The 20,589-nt window shown below is 58.5% G+C and carries 15 protein-coding genes; 10 read left to right on the top strand and 5 right to left on the bottom strand.

The annotated features are described in order from the left end of the window. Positions 1–947: 947 nt before the first annotated feature. Entirely contained in the window at positions 948–1,349 is a 402-nt protein-coding gene (locus NKJ07_RS05395; protein ID WP_318569562.1) for a DUF5805 domain-containing protein, read from the top strand. Continuing rightward, positions 1,342–2,364, top strand: a complete 1,023-nt coding sequence (locus tag NKJ07_RS05390) for a tyrosine-type recombinase/integrase (protein ID WP_318569561.1) — start codon at positions 1,342–1,344, stop codon at positions 2,362–2,364. Before NKJ07_RS05395 ends, NKJ07_RS05390 begins: the two co-directional genes overlap by 8 nt. A gap of 256 nt (positions 2,365–2,620) precedes the next feature. Here the strand turns inward: NKJ07_RS05390 and NKJ07_RS05385 are convergent, their stop codons facing one another. Beyond that, the gene (locus NKJ07_RS05385; RefSeq protein ID WP_318569560.1) at positions 2,621–2,899 is read right to left on the bottom strand and encodes a hypothetical protein; all 279 of its coding nucleotides are present in this window, start codon (positions 2,897–2,899) and stop codon (positions 2,621–2,623) included. Positions 2,900–3,051: 152 nt separating this feature from the next. Between NKJ07_RS05385 and NKJ07_RS05380 the strand changes: the two genes are divergently transcribed. The 3 genes from NKJ07_RS05380 (at position 3,052) to NKJ07_RS05370 (ending at position 10,421) form a co-directional block, all read left to right on the top strand. Further along, complete coding sequence (locus tag NKJ07_RS05380) at positions 3,052–5,979, top strand: N-6 DNA methylase (protein ID WP_318569559.1); 2,928 nt, start codon at positions 3,052–3,054, stop codon at positions 5,977–5,979. Between the two features lie 87 nt (positions 5,980–6,066). Further along, on the top strand, positions 6,067–8,289 hold the full coding sequence (locus NKJ07_RS05375; protein WP_318569558.1) for a DEAD/DEAH box helicase family protein: 2,223 nt from the start codon (positions 6,067–6,069) through the stop codon (positions 8,287–8,289). Between the two features lie 38 nt (positions 8,290–8,327). Next, entirely contained in the window at positions 8,328–10,421 is a 2,094-nt protein-coding gene (locus NKJ07_RS05370) for an N-6 DNA methylase (protein WP_318569557.1), read from the top strand. On the opposite strand, the gene NKJ07_RS05365 is transcribed toward NKJ07_RS05370, so the two are convergent. Both NKJ07_RS05365 and NKJ07_RS05360 read right to left on the bottom strand, forming a co-directional pair. Next, positions 10,410–11,414, bottom strand: a complete 1,005-nt coding sequence (locus NKJ07_RS05365; protein WP_318569556.1) for a Cdc6/Cdc18 family protein — start codon at positions 11,412–11,414, stop codon at positions 10,410–10,412. The two genes, NKJ07_RS05370 and NKJ07_RS05365, sit on opposite strands and share 12 nt — an antisense overlap. 98 nt (positions 11,415–11,512) lie before the next feature. Further along, on the bottom strand, positions 11,513–11,926 hold the full coding sequence (locus tag NKJ07_RS05360; RefSeq protein ID WP_318569555.1) for a hypothetical protein: 414 nt from the start codon (positions 11,924–11,926) through the stop codon (positions 11,513–11,515). A 149-nt stretch (positions 11,927–12,075) separates the two neighbouring features. Between NKJ07_RS05360 and NKJ07_RS05355 the strand changes: the two genes are divergently transcribed. Further along, on the top strand, positions 12,076–12,723 hold the full coding sequence (locus NKJ07_RS05355) for a hypothetical protein (protein ID WP_318569554.1): 648 nt from the start codon (positions 12,076–12,078) through the stop codon (positions 12,721–12,723). Positions 12,724–12,762: 39 nt separating this feature from the next. Here the strand turns inward: NKJ07_RS05355 and NKJ07_RS05350 are convergent, their stop codons facing one another. Next, complete coding sequence (locus NKJ07_RS05350; protein ID WP_318569553.1) at positions 12,763–13,203, bottom strand: hypothetical protein; 441 nt, start codon at positions 13,201–13,203, stop codon at positions 12,763–12,765. A 232-nt stretch (positions 13,204–13,435) separates the two neighbouring features. On the opposite strand from NKJ07_RS05350, the gene NKJ07_RS05345 reads away from it, so the two are divergent. Further along, entirely contained in the window at positions 13,436–15,418 is a 1,983-nt protein-coding gene (locus NKJ07_RS05345) for a transposase (protein ID WP_318569552.1), read from the top strand. Between the two features lie 367 nt (positions 15,419–15,785). Next, a complete protein-coding gene (locus NKJ07_RS05340) occupies positions 15,786–17,204 on the top strand; it encodes an aspartate aminotransferase family protein (RefSeq protein ID WP_318569551.1) in 1,419 nt (472 codons plus the stop codon). 135 nt (positions 17,205–17,339) lie between these two features. On the opposite strand, the gene NKJ07_RS05335 is transcribed toward NKJ07_RS05340, so the two are convergent. After that, positions 17,340–17,921, bottom strand: a complete 582-nt coding sequence (locus tag NKJ07_RS05335) for a MaoC family dehydratase (protein ID WP_318569550.1) — start codon at positions 17,919–17,921, stop codon at positions 17,340–17,342. A 177-nt stretch (positions 17,922–18,098) separates the two neighbouring features. Here NKJ07_RS05335 and NKJ07_RS05330 point away from each other — a divergent pair, with 177 nt between their 5' ends. Then, the gene (locus tag NKJ07_RS05330; RefSeq protein WP_318569549.1) at positions 18,099–19,304 is read left to right on the top strand and encodes an acyl-CoA dehydrogenase family protein; all 1,206 of its coding nucleotides are present in this window, start codon (positions 18,099–18,101) and stop codon (positions 19,302–19,304) included. A 305-nt stretch (positions 19,305–19,609) separates the two neighbouring features. After that, the gene (locus NKJ07_RS05325; protein ID WP_318569548.1) at positions 19,610–20,383 is read left to right on the top strand and encodes an IclR family transcriptional regulator; all 774 of its coding nucleotides are present in this window, start codon (positions 19,610–19,612) and stop codon (positions 20,381–20,383) included. Positions 20,384–20,589: the final 206 nt, after the last annotated feature.

The following is a 20,589-nucleotide window of genomic DNA, read 5'->3' as shown; positions in this document are numbered from 1 at the left end:
TTGAACGACCGGAGTTGGTCCGAACGGTCGGCGCTTGGACAGCCCGTTGGCCGCGTGAAGACGGAGGATATCCCCTGGAACACTGGCGAGTCGCTCCTCGAGACGACAGAGGTCACGGCCACGCAGGCAAGCGGACACCAGGCCGTGATGGCACGCGACGGGAACGACGCTCGGTTCGAACCGTTCACGCGAATTCGACACTGTTTCCTACGTTCGACCGGTCGTCTGCTCGTTCGTCTCGGCGTGCGGACGGCAGTTCACGGGGAGAGCAGTGACCCGCGTCCCGGTCAGCCCGTCCGAGTCGTACTTCCCCTCCTGCTCCACACGCCGCCGATTACGGTGGTGTGACGGCTACGCTCGGTCCGCGTTCTCGCAATCGCGCACGGTTCGTGCAGCACGGAGTGACGACCGGCAGGTCGTGTCGGTACACGAGACGCAGACAGACAGCGCTCTGTATCCCCGGCAGGGAGTTCGCGCGTCCCATGAGTGAGAGTCGGTCCCCCGACGGCTCCCAACCCGGATCACTGCTCGGTCCGTGTTGTCCTGCAGTCACTCGTTGACGAACTCGGCCGTACCGAGACACGCTCTCGAGATACCAGCCAGCGGGACGTGGTAACTGCCGAGACCCCCTTTGTCTCCGTCGACCGTCGCGATACGCGCCCGGTTGGCCCGTCTGACTCGGGGGACGAGGCGACCGGATTGTCGGATCAGAGAACTGACCGGAGTCGAGTCGGCTCGGACCGTCTCCCTTGACTCCGGTCGCTTCGAGTGGAGTCGTCGAGTATGAAGTATATCACTGATTAAATCACGTGACAGCCAATTTTTGGGTATTCAAAAAGAGATAACAAGCCCATTCCGCCGCCACAGTAGGTAGTATATCGGAGATAAGATCCCTTATCGCTGTTTGAGGGGGTACTTTGATATCACGCCGGTCCGATGGCCGAACCGTGACCGGAGAAGCCGACTCGGAACGAACCCGTGTGCAGACGTACGTACCGAGGTATCAAAAAGACGTCTGGCAGGACCACGCGGATGACCTCGGCATGACGCAGAGCGAGTTTGTCCGGACGATGGTCCAGGCCGGCCGGCGAGGGTTCCTCTCGAGTGGGGGCCGCGACGGCCAAACACCTGGAGAGGTGTCTTCAGGCCCTGACCCCGGGGGTAAACACATCGAAGAGGCGGTGACAGATCTCCTCGGCCGCGAGGGGCCGCTCGACTGGGACCAGTTGGTCGAGCACCTCACGGCCGACGTGGAGGATCGGCTCGACGACGCGCTCGCCGCGCTGCAGGACGCGAACCGGCTCCGGTACAGCGGACGCGACGGCGGCTACGTCCTGACCGATGAGTGAGACGGCATCGGAACGGCCGATCGACTACTTCCTCCAGGACATGGAGTACTACGGTCGGTCGGATCGGACGCAAGAGGCGTACCGACGGGTCCTCGAGGACTTCGAGGCGTTCCTCGACGGGCGGTCGACGGCGCTCGACGAGGCGACGAACCGCGACTGCATGGCGTGGATCCACCGCCAGCGGGGGAGTGCGGCCGAGAGTACCATCGCGACGTACGCGGCGTACCTCCACCGGTTTTACACGTACATGAACTCGGTCGAGGCGTTCGAGTCGAACCCCATGACGCTGGTGATGGAGGAACTCGACGAACGGATCGAGACGAACCCGACGCGGCGGGACGTGTCGGTGCCCGAGATGCGGTCGTTCGTCGGTAGTATCACTCACCCGCTCGACCGGGCCGTCGTCGTGACGCTTCTGAAGAGTGGCGTCCGGGTCGGAGAGCTCTGCAACCTCGACGTTCGTGACCTCCGACTGTCTGACACCGCCGCGGCAGACGAGTACAGCCTCGGCGGACGACCCCAGCTCGACGGCCGCGGCGACTCGCTGTTCGTCTCGTCGAAACCGACACGCGGGGAGACCACGAACGGCGAGCGCCGAACCGACTCGAACAAACGGGAACGATCGACGGTCGTCCCAGTGGACGACGAACTCGCCACCGTGCTCACGGAGTGGCTCGCGATCCGTCCGGACGTCCGCTCGCCGGCCGAACCACTCTTTGTCCGCACCCGGGACCACTGGGGGACGCGCCTGTCGGCGAAGGCCGCCCGACGGATCGTCGTCAACCACGCCGAGGCGGCGGGGTGGCACCGCACGGGCGGCGGGAGCGACGAGAACGTCACGCCACACTACTTCCGTCACTTCTTCACCACCCATCTCCGCGACCGCACGGGCGACAGGGGCATCGTGAAGTATCTCCGCGGCGACGTCGCGGGCGACATCGTCGACACGTACACTCACAACTGGGGCGACCGCGTCCGGAAGACGTACGAACACCACATCTACTCGCTGTGTTGAGGTCTCGAACTGGCACGCTCTCCCCCCGTCCGTTCCGGTCTGGTAGTCGAACCCTACCGGCACAAATGTCTAAACACCGAACTGTTCGGCGTCCGGCTCCCGACTCGTAAATTGTATATCGCTATATCAATTTGTGGGTCTGAAGTCAGGCACGTCAAGAATAACCGGTTGGATTGACCAGCTCAGAGGAATCTGAGGACGAGATGCCTGCGTCGGAGATTCTGTAGGAACTCTGAGGCCGAGACAAGGAGTGCAGCTAGTACCGCTGCGAAGCCCGCCATTTCAATCCCGCCGCTGCAGCACCCAGCACTATTGGGATGATTACATCCCAGACCGAACTTGGTGGCAGATACTTCGTTTGGAGATACGTGACCAGAATGGGGATGAATGTCTCGACCGTGAAATGGCCAGACGGAGGTCCTGCATCAATCGCTCGGAGGATTGCGTAGAACCCACCACCATACTTGAAGAAGTTCACTGGGCGAGCGAACGGAGCGTTCACCATGTATTTCAGCATTCCCCAGTTCTTACCCATAGACAGAACACCCGTACATTCGGACTAAATCATTCCCCCTCCCCGAAAATGAGTCTCGAATAGGATGCGGGTGAGTCGGAAGAACTGTTCGTGTGGTGATTTTTCAGAAACTTACTACTGATTGGGCTTATACTGAGGTCATATCCCGGACCATGAGTGAAGCAGATATCCACTTCGACTTCTACGCCCACCTCAAGAGCGCAATCAACGAACAACCCAATCGAGGGGCAATCACGTACGGCGACGTACGCGCTGAATACAGCGACGGTATCTCAGGTCGCGCCGACATCGTCGTATTCGACAACAAGGACGACCCCGTCTTCGTCGTCGAAGCCAAGCGTCCCGAGGGCGACGGCTCCCGTGAAACAGACCCGTACGCAGCCGACGTAGTCCGCCAAGCGTTCGGATACGCAGGAGACCTCGGAGCTCCCTTCTTCTGTACCTACAACCAGAAGCGGATGGTCGTCTTCGACGCCTTCGAGGAGGGCGTCCCCCTGCTGGAACGGTCACAGAAGTCCTACATCATCTCCGACCCAGAGGAGTTCGCAGGAACGCTCCTCGACGAAATCGCGCGGCTCTCGGAGGGAGCGCAAAAATGGGACGCCGTAGACGACGTGTTCATCGAGCGAGTGAACACGCTTCACGAGTTCATGGCCCCGCGCGTAGAGGACGAACTCGAAGACCACCTCGAAGAAGACGATAGTTTCCAAGAGGATTTTAGCCAGTGGACGGCGGCACAGGGTATCGAGTACGACCCGAGTGACGAAGACGAGAGCCAAGAAGTTCGACGTGAATTCGCTGAGCAAGCAGCGTACCTGATAATCAACAAGGTCATCTTCTACAAGATACTGGAAGACTCTCCGACGTACTCGCAGGATATCGACCCGCTCGCTCCACGACCGAACCACGTGCAGGATGACCTCGAAGAATACTTCACGCATCTCGTAGAGGAAGTCGATTTCGAGGCCATCTACGAGCATGACGACATATACAGCGAGATACCGCTCGATTCTGTAGAAAGCAAACTCCGTGCGTTCATCAATGAGCTTGATGACTACGACCTTAGCCAGTTCAACAGCGACGTTATCGGGCGCATCTACGAGGGCGTCATCCCCGCTGAGCGGCGGCGAGCCATGGGCGAATACTACACGCCTCCAGCCATCTGTGACTTGATTACGCGGCTAACCATCCAATCATCAGATGATGATGTTCTGGACCCGGCTTGTGGCAGTGGCGGCTTCCTTGTGAGCGCGTATCACCGGCTCCGAAACAACCTTCCTGAATCCACGGGAAGCCACGACCACGTCCTGAGTCACCTCTCTGGTGTCGAAATCAACCGATTCCCCGCGCATCTCACAGCGATTAACCTCGCTATTCAGGACCTCTCCGCATACACAGATGAGGTCGACATCGAAATCAAGGACTTCTTCGACGTGAAGAAGTACCAGCTCCTCGGTGAACGTGAGATGGCAGGGGCGAGCGGGTCGGAAAGCGAAGGCGGTCTCGGAGAGCAACGCGGCGGCTACGACGCTGTCGTTGGAAACCCACCGTACATCCCACAGGACAGCATCGATGACAAGGACAAAGTCCGTGACCACCTCACTAACGCGGAAATCGACGCGGATTACATCTCAAGCTATGCGGACATCTACGCGTATTTCATCACGCATAGCACGGAGTTCCTCTCCGAAGGCGGTGACTTCGGCTTCATCACGAGTGACCGCTGGCTCGACACGCAGTACGGCGAGGACGTTCAACAGTTCATTCTCGACCACTACGAGGTTCGCGCCGTCATCAAATTCGACCGGCAACTGTTCGACGACGCACTGGTCGATAGTAGCATCCTCATCCTCCGCAAACAGAGCGACGAGAGCGAACGAGACTCCAACGTAGCGAAATTCCTACGGATTAAGCAGGAGCTCAGTCTGGACGAAATCGCAGCGGTCGTGGAGCAGGACGAGGAACCGAACAAACTCATCACGAACGACGACTATCGGCTCGTGACTCGGAAGCAAGCGGCCCTCCACCACGAGGCGAAGTGGAACGTCTTCTTCTTCGCGCCTCCGCTCTACTTCGACCTTGACGCTCACGAGAACGTGGTTGACCTCGGTGACATTGCCGAAGTAAGCCGCGGCATCACTACCGGGGCAAACCCCTTCTATTTCGACCATACTGAGGACTTCCACGAACTCGGGTTAGAGCCGTACACCTCTCACGCACTGAAGGCCACTGGTCAGGTAGACACAATCAAAGTCACCGACGAGGACGCCAGTGAATGGAGTATTCTCGACGTTCACGAGTACGTCGACGAGGCAACCGAAGACGACGCTGAATTCGGCACGACAGGCGAGCAACAGGTGAAGGGATGGTTAGAAGAGAATGACCACTCAGCGTTGCTGGAGTATATCGAGTGGGGAGAGGATAATGGATATCACGACCGCCCCACCACGCGAACAAGGGACATCTGGTTCGACCTCGGTAATCTCCCTCGTCCAAAGATTCTCTCGACGATGTTCACGTGGACGACGCATCGAGTCTTCTGGAACAACGCGGACGCGCCGACGAGTGACCAGTTCTACTACGTGGCTCCGCATGGCGACGTAGACCAGAAACTGCTTGGTGGATTGCTGAACTCCCGGGTCGTCTGGCTCTCGAACGAACTGAAGGGCAGACGTGCTGGAGGGCAGGGGATGACGCGGTTGCAGACTAAGGTGTACGAAACTGAACTCTGGAAGGTGCCGAATCCTCGTGAATTTGATGACGAGACGACGGAACGAATCAAATCCGCGTTCGACGACCTCATGGAGGCCGAATTAGCACACGAGGAGCCCACACACAAGGACACGGAGGAGGAAAGGGACAAGTTGGACCAAGCTGTAATGGAAACGTTGGGGATGGGTGACCGCCTCGACGAGCTCAAAGCATCTATTGACGCAATGCTCCAGATGCGTGAAGAGGGTGCTGGAGAATTGACGACGGTTCTTGTCGGTCGGGAAGCGCGGCGCGAGGCAGATTCGAACGTGGTAGAACTCCCCGGTGTCGCAGAGGCCCGCGAGAGTACGACTTTAGACGACTTCTGACTTCGTCGTTCGCCACGGCCTCCTAAGCGTCAGTTCATCTGTGAGGTCGAAGGAAGGGCAATAGGCTCGCTACGAGTCAACTGTCACATGAAACCCCCGTCCGACGGCCCCGAACACGAAGCCAGACAGATTATCGACTCTAAGCTTGCTGACGCCGGATGGGACCGAATAGACGACACAGACACTGATGACACAGGGTATCGAACTGAAGTCATCACAGAGAGCGGAATTCGCTGCGACTACGTATTCTATCTACAGGGCATCGAGGCCATGACTCTCGAAGCGAAACCGCTCGACGAAAGTGCATACGCGCCACTTGAGCAATCTGAAGAGTACGCACTTGACCTTCCCGGACCTGCTGAATTCGGACACGTTCCCTTTGCGGCAGCCACGAACGGGTCGGAAATCCGGTTCCGCGACCTCCGTCCGAACACGTTTCGCGAACGAGAACTCTCACAGTTCTTCTCTCCCGACGAGCTTGAACGGCTCCTATCGAAGGACTACACGAAGGGGCTCGAATGGCTCTCAGACAATCCCGTGGAGACGACAGACTCTGGTCTCCGATATTATCAGAAAGACGCTGTAGAGGCAATTGAAGCGCAACTTGCGGACGGTCGGATGGCAGCACTAATTCACATGGCCACCGGGACGGGGAAGACCAGAACAGCAATCGCCTCTGTTTATCGGTTGCTTCGAAGCGGTCTCGCGACACGCGTCCTCTTTATTCCAGACACGCGAGCGTTGGCAAACCAAGCACACGGGTCGTTCTGCTCGTATAAGACCCCCTCGGGCCAGACCCTTGCCGATGAGTTCGTCGTGACGAATCTTGAGGAGGATGATTCAGACCTTCGAAAAGCCGATGTAGTCGTCACGACGCTCCAGAAAATGTACACGCTCACCGAACGCGACGATTTCGAGCTTCGGATTGGCGATTTCGATGTCATTGTGACTGACGAGTGCCACCGGTCGATTTACAAGAACGATGGCTACGGTGCAGTTCTCAACCTCTTCGATGCGTTCGAAATCGGACTGACAGCAACCCCGACGAAGCGAACTGTTGCCCGCTTCGAAGGGAAGGTCGCGGCACGATATGGATACGAACGTGGTGTGGAAGATGGGTACGTTGCTCCGTTCGATATGCACCGTATTCGAACACGAATCACAATGGAGGGTATCGAGGACAAAGATGGAGTTTTCCACTCAGCGGACACGCTCGGACGGTCATTTCACCCGAAGGACACTCATAGAAAAGTTGCAGAGATATATAAACAGAATTCTGGACCGAAGGACTTGGCACTGGTGTTCGCAGTCAGTCAAGCCCATGCAGAAGAGGTTGTCAAGGACTTCCGAACCGTATTCAACAAGGACGAGGTTGACTGGTTAACTTCGAAACGCCGCAATCAGGACACGGTACTGCAGAACTTCCGCGACCGTCACACCAACCCTCGGATTCTCGTCACGGTCGATATGCTCACCACCGGTGTCGATATCCGCGCACTCAACAATATCATTCTCCTCCGTCCCGTCCAGACCCCCGTTCTCTACAATCAGATGATGGGCCGGGGGACGCGCCAGTACGATGGAAAGACCCACTTCACTATATACGATTGCGTCGGTGCAAGCGAATACTTCGCGGCAGTTCCACCGTTCAATACTGAGACGTGGCCTCCGAATGACCCGACAGACGGTGACCCGACTGAAGGCGGTGGAAACCCACCCGAGTCGGAGTTGGTCATTGTCAACGATTTGGACGAGGTCGTTGAGAACACTCGATTCATTCGCACCCGGAAAGAGATTCTCCCGTATGAGGCCTACCAACTCCGATTCATGGATTTCGTTCAGGATGCTCTCAACGACGATACCGTTATAGCAGCGATTGCGGATACGACACGACCAACGACTGAGGAACAGATAGCTGATGCAGAGGAAGTGCTTGAGGCGCAGGAAGAGAAGTTTTCACTGGACCGCCTCCGGCGCGTGTTCGGTAGCGAGCAGTCCGAACTCATCGATTTCATCTATTGGGGGGTCTCACCCCGCAAGGTCATCTCCACGCCGGAAGACCGCGAGGAGGCAGCTGTAGAACGATTGACGGAACAAGAGTCGGTTTCCGACGAGGAACGTTGGTGGCTACGCATACTCGTCAAGCGAACATCGGTCGAAGAGACGGCACTAACGCGGATTCACTTCACGCATCCCCAGCTTGTGGATGCTGGTGGGTGGCAGTCGGCCGCAGATGCCTTCGGTTCTGACGAGGCTTTGGTTGACGTGTTAGAACGGATTCGTGGCGAGTTGCTCCAACCGGCGTATTGAGGAAATGGGTTTAATCGGATTCTTTGACTGCGGAACTAATGAGTACAGCAGATGAGCGGGAGGCACGTGAAGCGTTTTGGAAAGCGTGTGACCCGCTGAAGGACGATGGTGTCTTCATCGGGGACTATATCGAACAGCTCACAGCACTCCTCTTCCTCAAATCGGTCAAAGAGAGTGACCGCCTGACAGACCTCCAGTCGGAACTACCGCGGGGGACTCGATGGGATGATATTCTTTCGAACGTTGAGTCACTTGACCGTACGTTCCGAATCGACAGTAATGCTCTCGATTATGAGGAAGGACACGAGTACGAGGAGGTATTTGAATATTATAATGACGTTCTTGTTGCGTTGAGGAACGATGGGGATTTTTTCTCGGAAGCATATGAAGGAGTGACGAACAAGTTTCAGAGTTCTTCGAATTTCAAGCGCGTTGTTTACGAAATTGAGGCGATGCCCTTCTGGGAGGGAAACACGCTCGACCCCGATACACTAGGAGCGGCATATGAGGAACTTCTTGGCCGATACGCAAAGGAATCCAAGAGTGGGTTGGGTCAATACTTCACACCGAGGCCGCTCATCCGCACGATGGTCCAAGCGATTGACCCGGATTTTGGTGAGACGATTCATGACCCTGCGTCGGGGACATGCGGGTTCATTACAACCGCGTTTCGACACGTCTACGAGGAGACTGACTCGTTCGCGGACTATTCCTTCGACGAGGTGGCGGACTTCTCCAGTGGTGTAACTGGCGTAGAGCTGGTTCCCCAGACGCGTAGACTGGGCTTGATGAACATGATTCTCCACGACATCCGACCTACTACAATCAAACAGGCAGACTCGCTCAAGCCGACCACGTACGATGACGAGGATATCGATAACGAGTTCGACGTAATCATCGCAAATCCGCCGTTCGGCCCGGGGTACAACAAAAACCTCGATAGCAACGAACAGATTCGCTTCAAGAATCCTCGGGCGATTGAATTCCTCTTCCTTCAACACATAATGGGTCGACTAAATGATGAAGGGCGTGCGGCGGTCATCGTTCCAGAAGGCGTACTGTTCAATGACGATGCTGAGCAACATCGGAAGTTCTTATTGGAGAATTACAACCTCCATACGATTCTTGTCCTGCCACAGAACACGTTCGCCCCGTATACACCTGTTGACACAAATGTTCTGTTCTTCAACCGAGACTCAGGTGGAACGGAGAATGTGTGGTACTACGACCTCCGAAGCACTGAAGAACCTATCAATAAAGCAAATCCGCTGACAGAGGACCACTTCAGGAGATTTGAAGAATTCTATCATTCGGCCTCGCGAGAGGAAAGCGAGTGGGCGTTTCAGGTATCAATAGATGATGTCAAATCCGAAAACTACGCTCTTAATTATTCCTCATACACGGATGCCCCTCCGAGCGTTCCTCGTCCTCCAGATAGTGTGGTCGACGACCTTCAACGACACGTTGACGGGTTACAAAATAACGTCAGCGAACTTGTTCGTGCAATCTCGCACTTCCAAACAGGTGATATAGCGACTCCAGATGACTGGGGGGCGTGCGAATTGAGGGAAGCGGTTGAGTACAAATCGAACCTAACGACACCAAGCGACACGCCAGATAAAGAGTTCACTCTTCTTGACCTCGAAGATGTAGAGTCTCACACGGGGCGTATCATTGGAACAAAGCAGGTGGTCGGGTCAGAAATTGGTTCAAGTAAGCGGCAGTTCGGACCCGGTGACATCCTTTACTGCAAACTTCGACCATATCTCAACAAAGTGGTGTGCCCCGACTTCGAGGGAGTTGCATCAAGCGAACTTCTAGTTCTGGAACCGAAGGAAGGGTTCCTTAAGCAATACATTGCGTACTTTCTTCGGTCTCCAACCGTCTGGAGACAGGCAGAATCACTGATGAAAGGGGCTAATCAGCCGCGCATTAGCAAATCAGACTTGCTCTCATTCACGATTCCAAAGCCACCTCTGGATGAACAGGAGCATATCGTGAACTTGCTGGACCGAGCGACCGGTCATACAGAAGGCTCAGAGACGAATGCAGTACAGGTAAGAGACTACACTGAAGAACTCCGTGAATCCCTCATACATCACGCAGTAAATGGACAATTGCTACGCGACTGAGTGATAAGTGCGCCCGCGGTTCTGGCCCTCAGCGCGAACGAGATTGTACCGCTCCATCTTCCTGAGGTAGTTCCGAACCATCCTATCTGACTTCGGGTCGTCAACGCGGTTACGGTACTCCGCATACAGGTCGCTTGGTTGGATTTCTCCGTAGTCCGTGATGATTTCGTAGAGCACTCGCTGATGCTCAGTCAGAACGTCGACGTTTCGCTTCCGGATTTCCGATTCTGCTTCCGGTACCGCCTCACGAATCACCTCGTCGGGAATTGTATCGAGACCTTGGTGCTCGGCCTGACGTGCCGCCACTCGCAAGACTTCAAGTCCGACTCGTGCATCACCTGCCGCAGTTTCAGCAATCAGTTTCAATTGCGCGTGCGTTATCGCGTCTTCGTGTAGCCCCCAACGAACACGAGGTTCAAGAATACCGATGAGTTCGTCGGTGCCGTACCGTGCAAATTCAATTCGGCTTGCTGCCCTCAGTCGGCTGGAAACACGGGGAGACAGCGGTTCGAAGAGTTCTTGTTCCTGATTAGCGATGAGAATCAGCGTAAGATTCGGTGTCCGGTTCAGTTCATAGAGGACGCTCTTGTCTTCCAGTTGGTCGACTTCGTCGAGGATGACGACATAGGGCGCATCGTTGTATTCTCGTAGACGTTCGAGGAGCTCGTCTTTCGGCGTGGACTGACGATGCACGTTCATGGTCCGACCAATCCCATCGAGTATCCGGTAGAGCGTCTTGAAGCGTGAGTAGTCCTCCCAGCAGTTGACGTACTGGGTGGTGAGGTCAATGACGCTCTCGTGGAGTTTCTCGGTGAGGTACCGGGCAATGCAGGTCTTTCCGGTCCCCGATGGGCCGTACAAGAGTGACGTTTCCCCTTGTTCCCCGTCGGTAACGGGGTCGAGAGCCGCGGAAAGCGTGTTGACCTGATGGGTTCGATGCACGATGTCCTTGGGGACAAACTCCGGCTGGAGCACCCGTGCATCTTGAATCATATTGTCGGTATTCTGATTCCAACGTAATAAGTGGAAGTGGGTGGTTTCCAATTCTTCCAATTGTCTCCGACTCGCTCTGTGGGAGGGTAGTGGCCGTGCTATCGAAGGATTTCCAATTCACCGCCGAACCCTTCCAACTCGGAAAGAATCCGGTCGACAGTGGTCTCCGGACCATCGAATTCAATAGGCGTTCGTTCACCTGTATCGACAGAGACACCCATAGCTGCCTCGTGAATCAGTTCGGCTATTTTCTGACACCCAACGGTCTCCCAGTCATTATCGTACTTGGAGAGGAGACACTCGAACGCCTTTGACTCACCTGCCGCCTCAAAGAGATATCCAACAACAACGGTCTCCCCAGCGTTCGGGGTCGATACAGGGACATGGAAGACGCGAGGTCGCCTGATGTCGGGTCGTTCAGGTCCGATACGAACGAGAGTCTGTTCATCCGAGGGCGTGATTTCGTGTAGCCGGAGAGCAATCGCTGGGGAGATTTCCACAAGATTTCCCATACCTACACCTCACTACATCGCGCTAAAAGAGTTGCTTCAGCGGGGTACGGACGAGGATTTCTGGACCGTGGCGAGGGGCTCAGACGCTCTATTGGAAGTGTGGAAATGACACGCCTTTGCTTACTATCGGATTCGTTCTGGATACTCGTATGGGTAATCTCAGTCCCATTGCGTTCGACATCGAGACCTCGGGATTAGAACCGGGGTCGGTCGTCACAGTCGCAGGCCTGACCACAGATATGGGCTCGTGGCTCGCACTAAACACCACTGGGCGTGAAGCCGACGCCACTCGACTCTCAACCGAGGTTGAGCATGAATCCGGCTCGAACGTCCGTGTGTCCGTCTTTCAAGACGAAGAGCACCTCTTGACCGGGTTGGAGGACTTCGCAACCCGAACCATCGACGGAGACCGCCATTACCTCACTGCGTACAATGGCGAGCGGTGGCGGGGCGGCTTCGACCTTCCGTTCATCCGGAGTGCGTGCCTCCGCCGAGACGTATCATGGCCGTTCCCTGACGTAGCGTACGCGGACACGATGGACATGGTGGACCGGTTCGACACGGGCGATGTCAGCGACCTCGTAGGCGTGTACGACGCGCTAATCGGGAAGGACGACTGTGACCCGTTCGACGACAGCGCAAGTGCCGTGCAAACGCACCGAGACGGCGATTGGGTTCCGTTGTTGTTGCACAACCTCGCCGACATCGAGCGGACACGTGAGCTCGCCGTCCTCGCTGGGCGGTACGTTCCGAAATCAGACTTCCGAATGAAGAATCTCAGTCCCCCCGATGGCTGAATCGGCGACGTAAAGGTCAGTGCGGCAAGTGTTTGTCTGTCATTTCTCGTCGTCTGTTTCTTCGACCTGTTTGTAACGGTCGAGAAGACGCTCTAAGCTGTTCTCGTTTGCCTCTGCGTTTTCTAGTCCTTCGAGATTCTCGAAGATTCTGTGGCGGGCCTGCCCGACGTGTTTTTCATACCGTGCTTTCGCAGATTTGTAGTCTTTGTAGGCCCCTGTCGTACCCATATCTTCCAGTACCAGCCGAAGCGTTGCTCCCTTCGGCGTAAACCGCCACCCCAATTGACCCTCTGGCCCTGTTATTGCGTATTGTTCGAGGAGACCCAGCATTCGCCCCTGCCCCAGTACCTCACTAATCGTGCTTCTCGATGTTGGACACCTTTCGTCGAGTTCGTCCAAGCGGGACCCTTCCGGGTCAAGTTCGCATAGAACGTTGATTGCGGAGTCTTTGAAGAGGTAATCCTCGATAGAGAGGGACATCAACTGGGAATCGCTCGCCCGAGGTTGATAAGATATGAACTTAGGTTCTAATCAAACTCAGATTCTATACATACTGTAACTTGCTGTTACAGCGGGTTCTGGTCGAACTCAGGTTCTGGCTTCCTACCTATCAATCGTGCCGGTCATAGTGGTATCTGAAGTGGAAGAAGTGGAAGCCACACGCCGAAGATTAGGTTTGAATCAAACCTAGCCTCGGCAAGCCAGAAAGCCAATGTCAGACGACGCCTCGGACCCACCAACCACCGCCCCCTCCGATGAGAGCCAGCACTGGGTGGGGCTTTCTCGTGGGGCCGATATTTGGCGTCACCAACTCCCTGATTACCCGTTTGATATTGCCCACGATATCTACATATCAATAGGCGAAACCCCTTCACCTCTCCGAGCCAGCCTGTGGTACGGTAAGCACGAGGAGGAGAACGACAGTGTCAAAGACCTCGTAGCGGCCCTTGAGTTCAGTTCTGCGGTGCCTGATACCCGCGCAAGGTGGCATTACAACTACACGGGGCTACCACCCTTACTACGGGCACATATCCTGCGTGAAGTGATGGGGTGGCGAGAGACGCGTCTTGAACGGTACTTCCAGCAACACCCTGAGATGGCAGTCCAATACGGGTTTGTTGAAACGACCGATAGCGATGTGATTCAGCCAGCCCCGCCAAAACAATCTCGACTCTGGGAGTTGTGGACAGATTCGTTCCCTGAGACGACGAAGGCGTTCTGTCGTGTAGTTGCTAAAGAGGTGGTGCGTGTCGCACGTGAGAACAACATCCCTGCTCCAGACGAGGTGTTCCAACCGGAGGCGACCGCCGCGACAAGCAAGCGGTCGGAAACCCGTCTCATCACAGAGAAAACGGAAGAGGTCTGGCAACAGGCCAAACCGTTCGTCACAGATACGTTCTACTTGAAGCGGGCTGAGAATACGTCGATTCACGAGAATGCGTTCTGGGAGCAGCATGCCTACATGGGGATGCGGGAGAATATGTACGCCCAGAGTGGTCAGCACTCCTTCTTCATCGATTCTCAACGTGACCGAACGCCCAGTGCGTCGAATCACCGTTACCAGATGGGGAAGCTCACTGTCGAAGAAATTCGCTCAATGCTCCACGAAGCCACGCGGATGCTCATCGCCCGCGCTCGGCATAATGCAGAGCTCGTCGGAAAACTCTGGGCGGCCATCGACATCACGAAAGGAAACCCGTGGACTGGCCAAATTGAGCGCGGCGAGGACAACCGCATCACCGAAGACTGGCTTCTCGGCTACAAGGATGGCGAGGTGTATTATCAGTGGGCGACTATCCAGATTGTAGGCTATGATATCCCACTTGTTCTTGATGCGGTTCCGGTCAAGCGTGGGATGAAGCGAGCTGATATCGTGGACAGTCTGCTGGACAACGCACTCGACCTCGTGGACGATATCGAACTCGTGATGATGGACAGAGAGTTCGACAAGAAGGGTGTGAAGGACGCGTGTGAGAAGCATGGTGTCTACTACCTGAACGGCGCACGGAAGTTCCAGTCCGAGAGAGCGACGTGTACGCGGCTTCGTCGGGCAGGGAAGACGGTTCATATCGAAGAGAACCGCGTTGAGGATGGCCCGAACCGTAAGCAAATGTTTCTCCCGTCCAGCAAGGACACCACTCCCGAGACAGAGGACACGGAAGAGCCCCGAGAATCCGATGAGGAGAGGCCGAGTATCCGGGAGGAGATGCGCGAAGAACTCGCCGACCTCGGTATCGGCCTTGAGGAAGACGACGACCGGCATGGGTTCGGGTCAGTCGTAGATGAAGTTCGGGATGACGAGGCGAACAAGCCAACCCCCGGGAACGACGAAGACGTACAGGCGTACGTGCTGTTCGAAACTAACCATCCCAGCGTGACGATAGATGAGGGAGATAGCGAGAAAGAGCGCATCCACATGGTGGAGCGGATGGTTCGCCGGTACCGCCACCGCTGGGGTATCGAGAACGGCTATAAGCAAATCAAGACGTTTCGTGTCCGTACGACGAGCAAACGCCACACGTATCGGTTCTTCAATTTCGCGTTCGCGTGCGTCTTGTACAATGTCTGGCGTCTTGTGGACTTGTTGGTAAAGCTCGCTATCGAGGGCGAGAATGCGACGTATTCGCCGCGTGTGGACGCGAATCAGTTCTTGACGGTGGCGAAGAAGTTCTACGGTCTTGACCCGCCCGACTAGCTCACGTCTCCCCGTGCCCGCTGACTACTGAGCGGCGGCACTGTTCTGTACCCCTTGTTTTCGGCTGAGTTACGCTGGCTTCCTGTACTGGCTGTTCCATTTGCTCTCTCGGGGGTTTAGCACAGTGTGATTTTAGTCGATAGAAACCGCCAGCCAACCGATTATTTGGCCACGTGCCTGCCTTCAGGTGGGTCGCGCGCGCACTCGGGAGTCCGGCATCGAGACCGGGACACGCCGTCGGAGACGGCGGATCGCCCGCTCTTTGCCGAGTAGTCGGGGTCGAGCCGGCGTGACGGCTGGTCGGATCGTGGCATGCTCGTGCCACCCATGCCAAACTTATTTGAGCGCCGTTGCCGACAAATCGCGTATGACAGCCGGACCACCGATCCAGGACCTGCACTTCGCCGACGCACCCTCCGTGACGACGCCGATCCCGGGCCCGAACTCCGAGGCGCTGCTCGCGCGACAGCGCGAGGTCGACTCGAGCGCGGTCGCGTACCCGCGAAGCGTCCCGATCGCGCTCGAGGAGGCGCGAGGGGCGACCATCCGCGACGTCGACGGCAACGTCTTTCTCGACTTCTTCGCCGGCATCGGCGTCCTCAACGTCGGCCACTCGAACCCTTACGTTCTCGACGCGGTCCACGAGCAAACCGAGAAGATCGTCCACACGATCGACTTCCCGACCGAGGCGCGACTGGAGTTCATCGAACGACTGAACGACATCGCCCCTGACGGCCTGAAGGATCACAACAAGATCGTCTTCGGCGGTCCCAGCGGGAGCGACGCGATCGAGGGGTCGATCAAACTCGCCAAACACAACACCGGTCGCACCGCGATGATGGCGTTCGAGGGGTCGTACCACGGTGCCACGGCGGGCGCGTTGAGCCTCACTGGCGGACGGAGCTACACGGAGGGGTACGACCCGATGCTGCCCGACGTGACCCACATGCCGTACCCGTACCCGCTCCGCGAGCGCGGAAACGCCGACGCGGAGAACGCGCGTGCGGTCTGTCCCGCGGCCGACTGCTGTGGCGACCTCTCGTGTGGCCGGGCGCTCGAACGGGTGCAGGTCGCGGTCGAAGACCCCTACGCGGGCCAGGAGAAGCCCGCGGCCATCTGGGTCGAACCGATCCAGGGCGAAGGTGGCGTCGTCGTTCCACCGGCCGGCTTCCTCCAGGGCTTGCGCGACATCGCCGACGACAACGACGTCATGCTGATCTTCGACGAGATCCAGTCGGGCTTCGGGCGGACCGGCGAGTGGTGGGCCGCCGAGTGGCACGGAGTCACCCCCGACGCGATGACGATGGCGAAGGGGATCGGCGGTGCCGGCCTCCCGATCGGCGCGATGATGTATCACGAGGAGTACGATACCTGGGGTCCGGGCGGCCACATCGGGACCTTCCGCGGGAACGTGCCGGCGATGCGCGGCGGCGTCGCGGCGATCGACTACATCGAGTCCCACGACCTGCTCGCCCACGCCGGGGAACTCGGCGACTACATCAGAGGCCGACTCCGCGAAGCCGGCAACGACCACCTCGCCGAAGTCAGGGGGCGAGGGCTGTTCATCGGCGCGGAGTTCCTCGACGGCGAGGGCGAACCGTCGAAAGCAGCGAAGGGAATGGTCGAAGACATTCAGACGTACTGTTACGAGCGCGGCGTCCTCGTCTGGACTGCGGGCCGCCACGGTAACGTCCTCCGGCTGTTGCCCTCGCTCGTCATGACGCACGAACAGGCCGAAGCGGGACTCGACGTCGTCGTCGAGGCCATCGAGGCGCAGGTCGACTGAACCGGGCGACGCTCATCGGCCGGCCGCCGTTCATCCGCGTCGGGAGATCGCCGTTCATCGGCGTCGGGGGACCACCGATGATAAACTCCCGACTCCGATACGAACGAGGACACCCGGCAGTGGTACCGACCCGACTCACTCCCCTTCGAGGTCTTCGGGCTGTGTCCCGATCCCATCGGGCCACCCCGTCGGTCGCGCGGGCGAGGGCCGGGCGTGCTCGCGCTTGAGCACCATCGGCGTCCGTTCGAGGGAGAGCACTTTCGTGTCGTCTTGATTGTACGCCCGCAGTTCGGTGGTGACGATGCCGACGTGGTCGCGCGAGGAGGACTCGCGTTTCTCCAGCACCTCGCTTTCGGCGAACAGCGTGTCGCCGTGGTACACCGGCGCGTGGTGGCGGACGTCGTCGTACCCCAGGTTCGCGGTGGCGTTCGCGGAGACGTCGATGACGCTCATTCCCACGACGAGCGCGATGACGAACGTGCCGTCGACGAGTCGCTCGCCGAACTCGGTCTCGGCGGCGTACGCCTCGTTGAAGTGCATCGGGTTGAGGTTCATCGTCACGTTCGTGAACCAGACGTTGTCGGTCTCGGTCACGGTGCGTCCGTAGGGGTGTTTGTACACGTCGCCGACGGCGAAGTCCTCGTAGAACCGGCCCTGCCAGCCGCTCACCAGTCGGCGTCCCTGCCCGCCCGCGTCGTCCGTCTCGTGGTCTGTCATCGGTAGCCGAGGCCACGACGCCGACCAATACCAAGGTTTGGATGCGCACGGTCGTCCGACCGACTCTCCAGCGTCGACCGGCACGGTACCGAGCGCGCTGTCGGGGCAACAGTGGCGTTCGAGGTCGGACACGCGGGAGCCATACGTTTATCGCCCGGACCCACATACTGGACCTGTATGGCCGCGTTAGCTGCTGATCTCGTCGAGCTGTCGGACCAACAACGCCTCGTCCGCGACAGCGTCCGCGAGATCTGTGACGGATACGACGACGAGTACTGGCGACGGAAGGACACGGCGGGCGAGTACCCCACGGAGTTCGTCGAGGAACTCGGTGCACACGGCTGGTTCGGCGTCCTCGTCCCCGAGGAGTACGGTGGTGCGGGGATGGGAACGCCGGAGACGGTCGTCATGATGGAAGAGATCGCGCGGGCGGGCGGCGGGTTCGCGGCCGCCCAGGCCGTCCACGGCGGCATCTACAATTCGGTGCCGCTCGTCCGGTACGGGAGCGAGGAGCTGAAAGAGGAGATCCTCCCGGCGGTCGCACGCGGGGAGCACGCGATCCAGGCGTTCGGGCTGACGGAGCCGAACGCCGGGTCGAACTCGACCGCCATCGAGACGTTCGCCGAGCGCGACGGCGACGACTACGTGATCAACGGCCAGAAGATCTGGACCTCGCGGGTCGATGCGAGCGACTCCCTGCTCGTGGTCGCCCGGACGACGCCGCTCGACGAGGTCGACAAGCGAACCCGGGGGATATCCATGTTCCTCGTCGACATCGAGGCGGCCGTCGAGGCAGGGAGTCTGGAGTCGAGGGAGATCCCGAAGTCGGCGAGCAACGCGGTCCACGCGTTCGAGCTCTGGTTCGAGGACCTCTGCGTCCCAGCCGAGCGGCTCGTCGGCGAGGAGGGGAACGGCTTCTACCAGGTGCTCGACGGCCTCAACGAGGAGCGGCTCGTCATCGCCGCCGAGTGTATCGGGCTCGGCGAACTCGCCCTCGAGCGGGGCGTCGACTACGCGAACGACCGGGAGGTTTTCGGCCGCCCGATCGGGCAGAACCAGGCGATCCAGCACCCACTGGCCCGTGCGTTCGCGCAGATACAGGCCGCGAAACAGCTCACCTACGCCGCCGCCGACGTCGTCGATAGCCAGCGCGGAACGGCGGTCGGCGCGCGCGCGAACACGGCGAAGTACCTCGCGAGCGAGGCCGCGTTCGCCGCGGCCGACGCCGCGGTCCAGACGCACGGGGGGTTCGGCGTCGCCACCGAGTACGACGTCGAGCGCTACTTCCGCGAGGCGCGACTGACCAGGCTCGTCCCGATCACCCAGGAACTCGCCCTCAACTACCTCGGCGAGAACGTGCTCGGCCTCCCGCGCTCGTACTGATCGCCGCGTCCACGGCCGAAGACGGACGAGAACGCAGGTGCTTCCCGGTGGACGGCAAGCCGTCGAATCCGAGCGAGCGATCGGGAGAGCCGAACGGTGTCGGCGATAATCCGCTCGGCGGACGAGCCCAGAACAGTACAGAGACTCCCGTTCACCCCGGCTTCCGTGCTCCGATGGCTGGGGCCGTCAGCGTTTCCCAAGGCCGAACGGTGTGCGGCCGACCCCGAGCGCGTGTTCCGTGACCGACCCCGCGGCACGGAGTGGGGCCAGGCTTAAGAACCAGGCATCGGTATAGGGACCATCAGATGGTGACGATAGACCACTCGGACGACAACATCCGGTCGGTGGAGCTCTCGTTCGGCATCATCGAACTCGTCCGCGAACACGGGAGGACGACGCTCGCGGAGCTGACGGCCGAGACCGGGCTCGCAAAGAGCACTGTCCACGCTCACCTCGCGACACTCACCGACCTCGGGTTCGTCGTCCGTGACGAGAACGACTACCGGCTCGGGCTGCGGTTCCTCGAACTCGGTGAGGAGGCCCGGAACCACCGGTCGGAGTACCTGCTCGTCCACGACCACGTGAAGACGCTCGCGGAGCGGTTCGACGAACGGGCGCAGTTCATCGTCGAAGAGAACGGCGAGGGGGTGTACGTCTACCGGGAGACGGGGAGCCACGCGGTCCAGACCGACTCGGGCGTCGGTCGTCGCGTCCACCTCCACTCGACCGCGGCCGGCAAGGCGATCCTGGCGAGCCTCCCCACCGAGCGCGTCCGCGAGATCGTCGACGAACGCGGACTGACCGCGGTGACGAAGCGGACGATCACCGACGAGGAGGCCCTGTTCGACGAACTCGACGCGGTCCGCGACCGCGGCTTCGCGTTCAACCGTGAGGAGAACCTCGCCGGCCTCAACGCGGTCGGCGTGCCGGTCCGTGGCGCGAGCGGCGAGGTGTTCGGCGCACTGAGCGTCTCCGGTCCCTCTCACCGGATGAGGGGGGAGGCGCTCGAACGGGAGATCCCCGACCTGATGCTCGGGATGGTGAACGAGATCGAACTCAACCTCGCGTATCCGCAGTGACGACAGCGACGGGTCGTGTCTCACGTTCGTTACACCGATACGCGTGTAATATACCGCCCGGGTCGAGCCGAACGATTTTTTGCGTCGATCCGACGTAAGTCATTGTATAGATCGCTTTTGATCTATCAATCGAAACTTTATATTTAATTTATTTTAGTGAATTTTATTTCTGAGCTTCGACTGAGAACAGCTATTCAATTTATACG

The organism is Salinigranum marinum, from assembly GCF_024228675.1.
Taxonomy (GTDB): Archaea; Halobacteriota; Halobacteria; order Halobacteriales; family Haloferacaceae; genus Salinigranum; species Salinigranum marinum.
The sequence above is the reverse complement of the archived record's forward strand: the minus strand, read 5'-3'. Positions and strand labels throughout refer to the sequence as shown.

What these genes read in the sequence shown, in the direction of transcription:
- NKJ07_RS05325 (WP_318569548.1), top strand. Translation starts at nt 19,610, where the DNA reads ATGGTGACGATAGACCACTCGGACGACAACATCCGGTCGGTGGAGCTC.
- NKJ07_RS05345 (WP_318569552.1), top strand. Translation starts at nt 13,436, where the DNA reads ATGTCAGACGACGCCTCGGACCCACCAACCACCGCCCCCTCCGATGAG.
- NKJ07_RS05330 (WP_318569549.1), top strand. Translation starts at nt 18,099, where the DNA reads ATGGCCGCGTTAGCTGCTGATCTCGTCGAGCTGTCGGACCAACAACGC.
- NKJ07_RS05340 (WP_318569551.1), top strand. Translation starts at nt 15,786, where the DNA reads ATGACAGCCGGACCACCGATCCAGGACCTGCACTTCGCCGACGCACCC.
- NKJ07_RS05385 (WP_318569560.1), bottom strand. Translation starts at nt 2,899, where the DNA reads ATGGGTAAGAACTGGGGAATGCTGAAATACATGGTGAACGCTCCGTTC.
- NKJ07_RS05365 (WP_318569556.1), bottom strand. Translation starts at nt 11,414, where the DNA reads ATGATTCAAGATGCACGGGTGCTCCAGCCGGAGTTTGTCCCCAAGGAC.
- NKJ07_RS05335 (WP_318569550.1), bottom strand. Translation starts at nt 17,921, where the DNA reads ATGACAGACCACGAGACGGACGACGCGGGCGGGCAGGGACGCCGACTG.
- NKJ07_RS05350 (WP_318569553.1), bottom strand. Translation starts at nt 13,203, where the DNA reads ATGTCCCTCTCTATCGAGGATTACCTCTTCAAAGACTCCGCAATCAAC.
- NKJ07_RS05390 (WP_318569561.1), top strand. Translation starts at nt 1,342, where the DNA reads ATGAGTGAGACGGCATCGGAACGGCCGATCGACTACTTCCTCCAGGAC.
- NKJ07_RS05370 (WP_318569557.1), top strand. Translation starts at nt 8,328, where the DNA reads ATGAGTACAGCAGATGAGCGGGAGGCACGTGAAGCGTTTTGGAAAGCG.
- NKJ07_RS05360 (WP_318569555.1), bottom strand. Translation starts at nt 11,926, where the DNA reads ATGGGAAATCTTGTGGAAATCTCCCCAGCGATTGCTCTCCGGCTACAC.
- NKJ07_RS05380 (WP_318569559.1), top strand. Translation starts at nt 3,052, where the DNA reads ATGAGTGAAGCAGATATCCACTTCGACTTCTACGCCCACCTCAAGAGC.
- NKJ07_RS05355 (WP_318569554.1), top strand. Translation starts at nt 12,076, where the DNA reads ATGGGTAATCTCAGTCCCATTGCGTTCGACATCGAGACCTCGGGATTA.
- NKJ07_RS05375 (WP_318569558.1), top strand. Translation starts at nt 6,067, where the DNA reads ATGAAACCCCCGTCCGACGGCCCCGAACACGAAGCCAGACAGATTATC.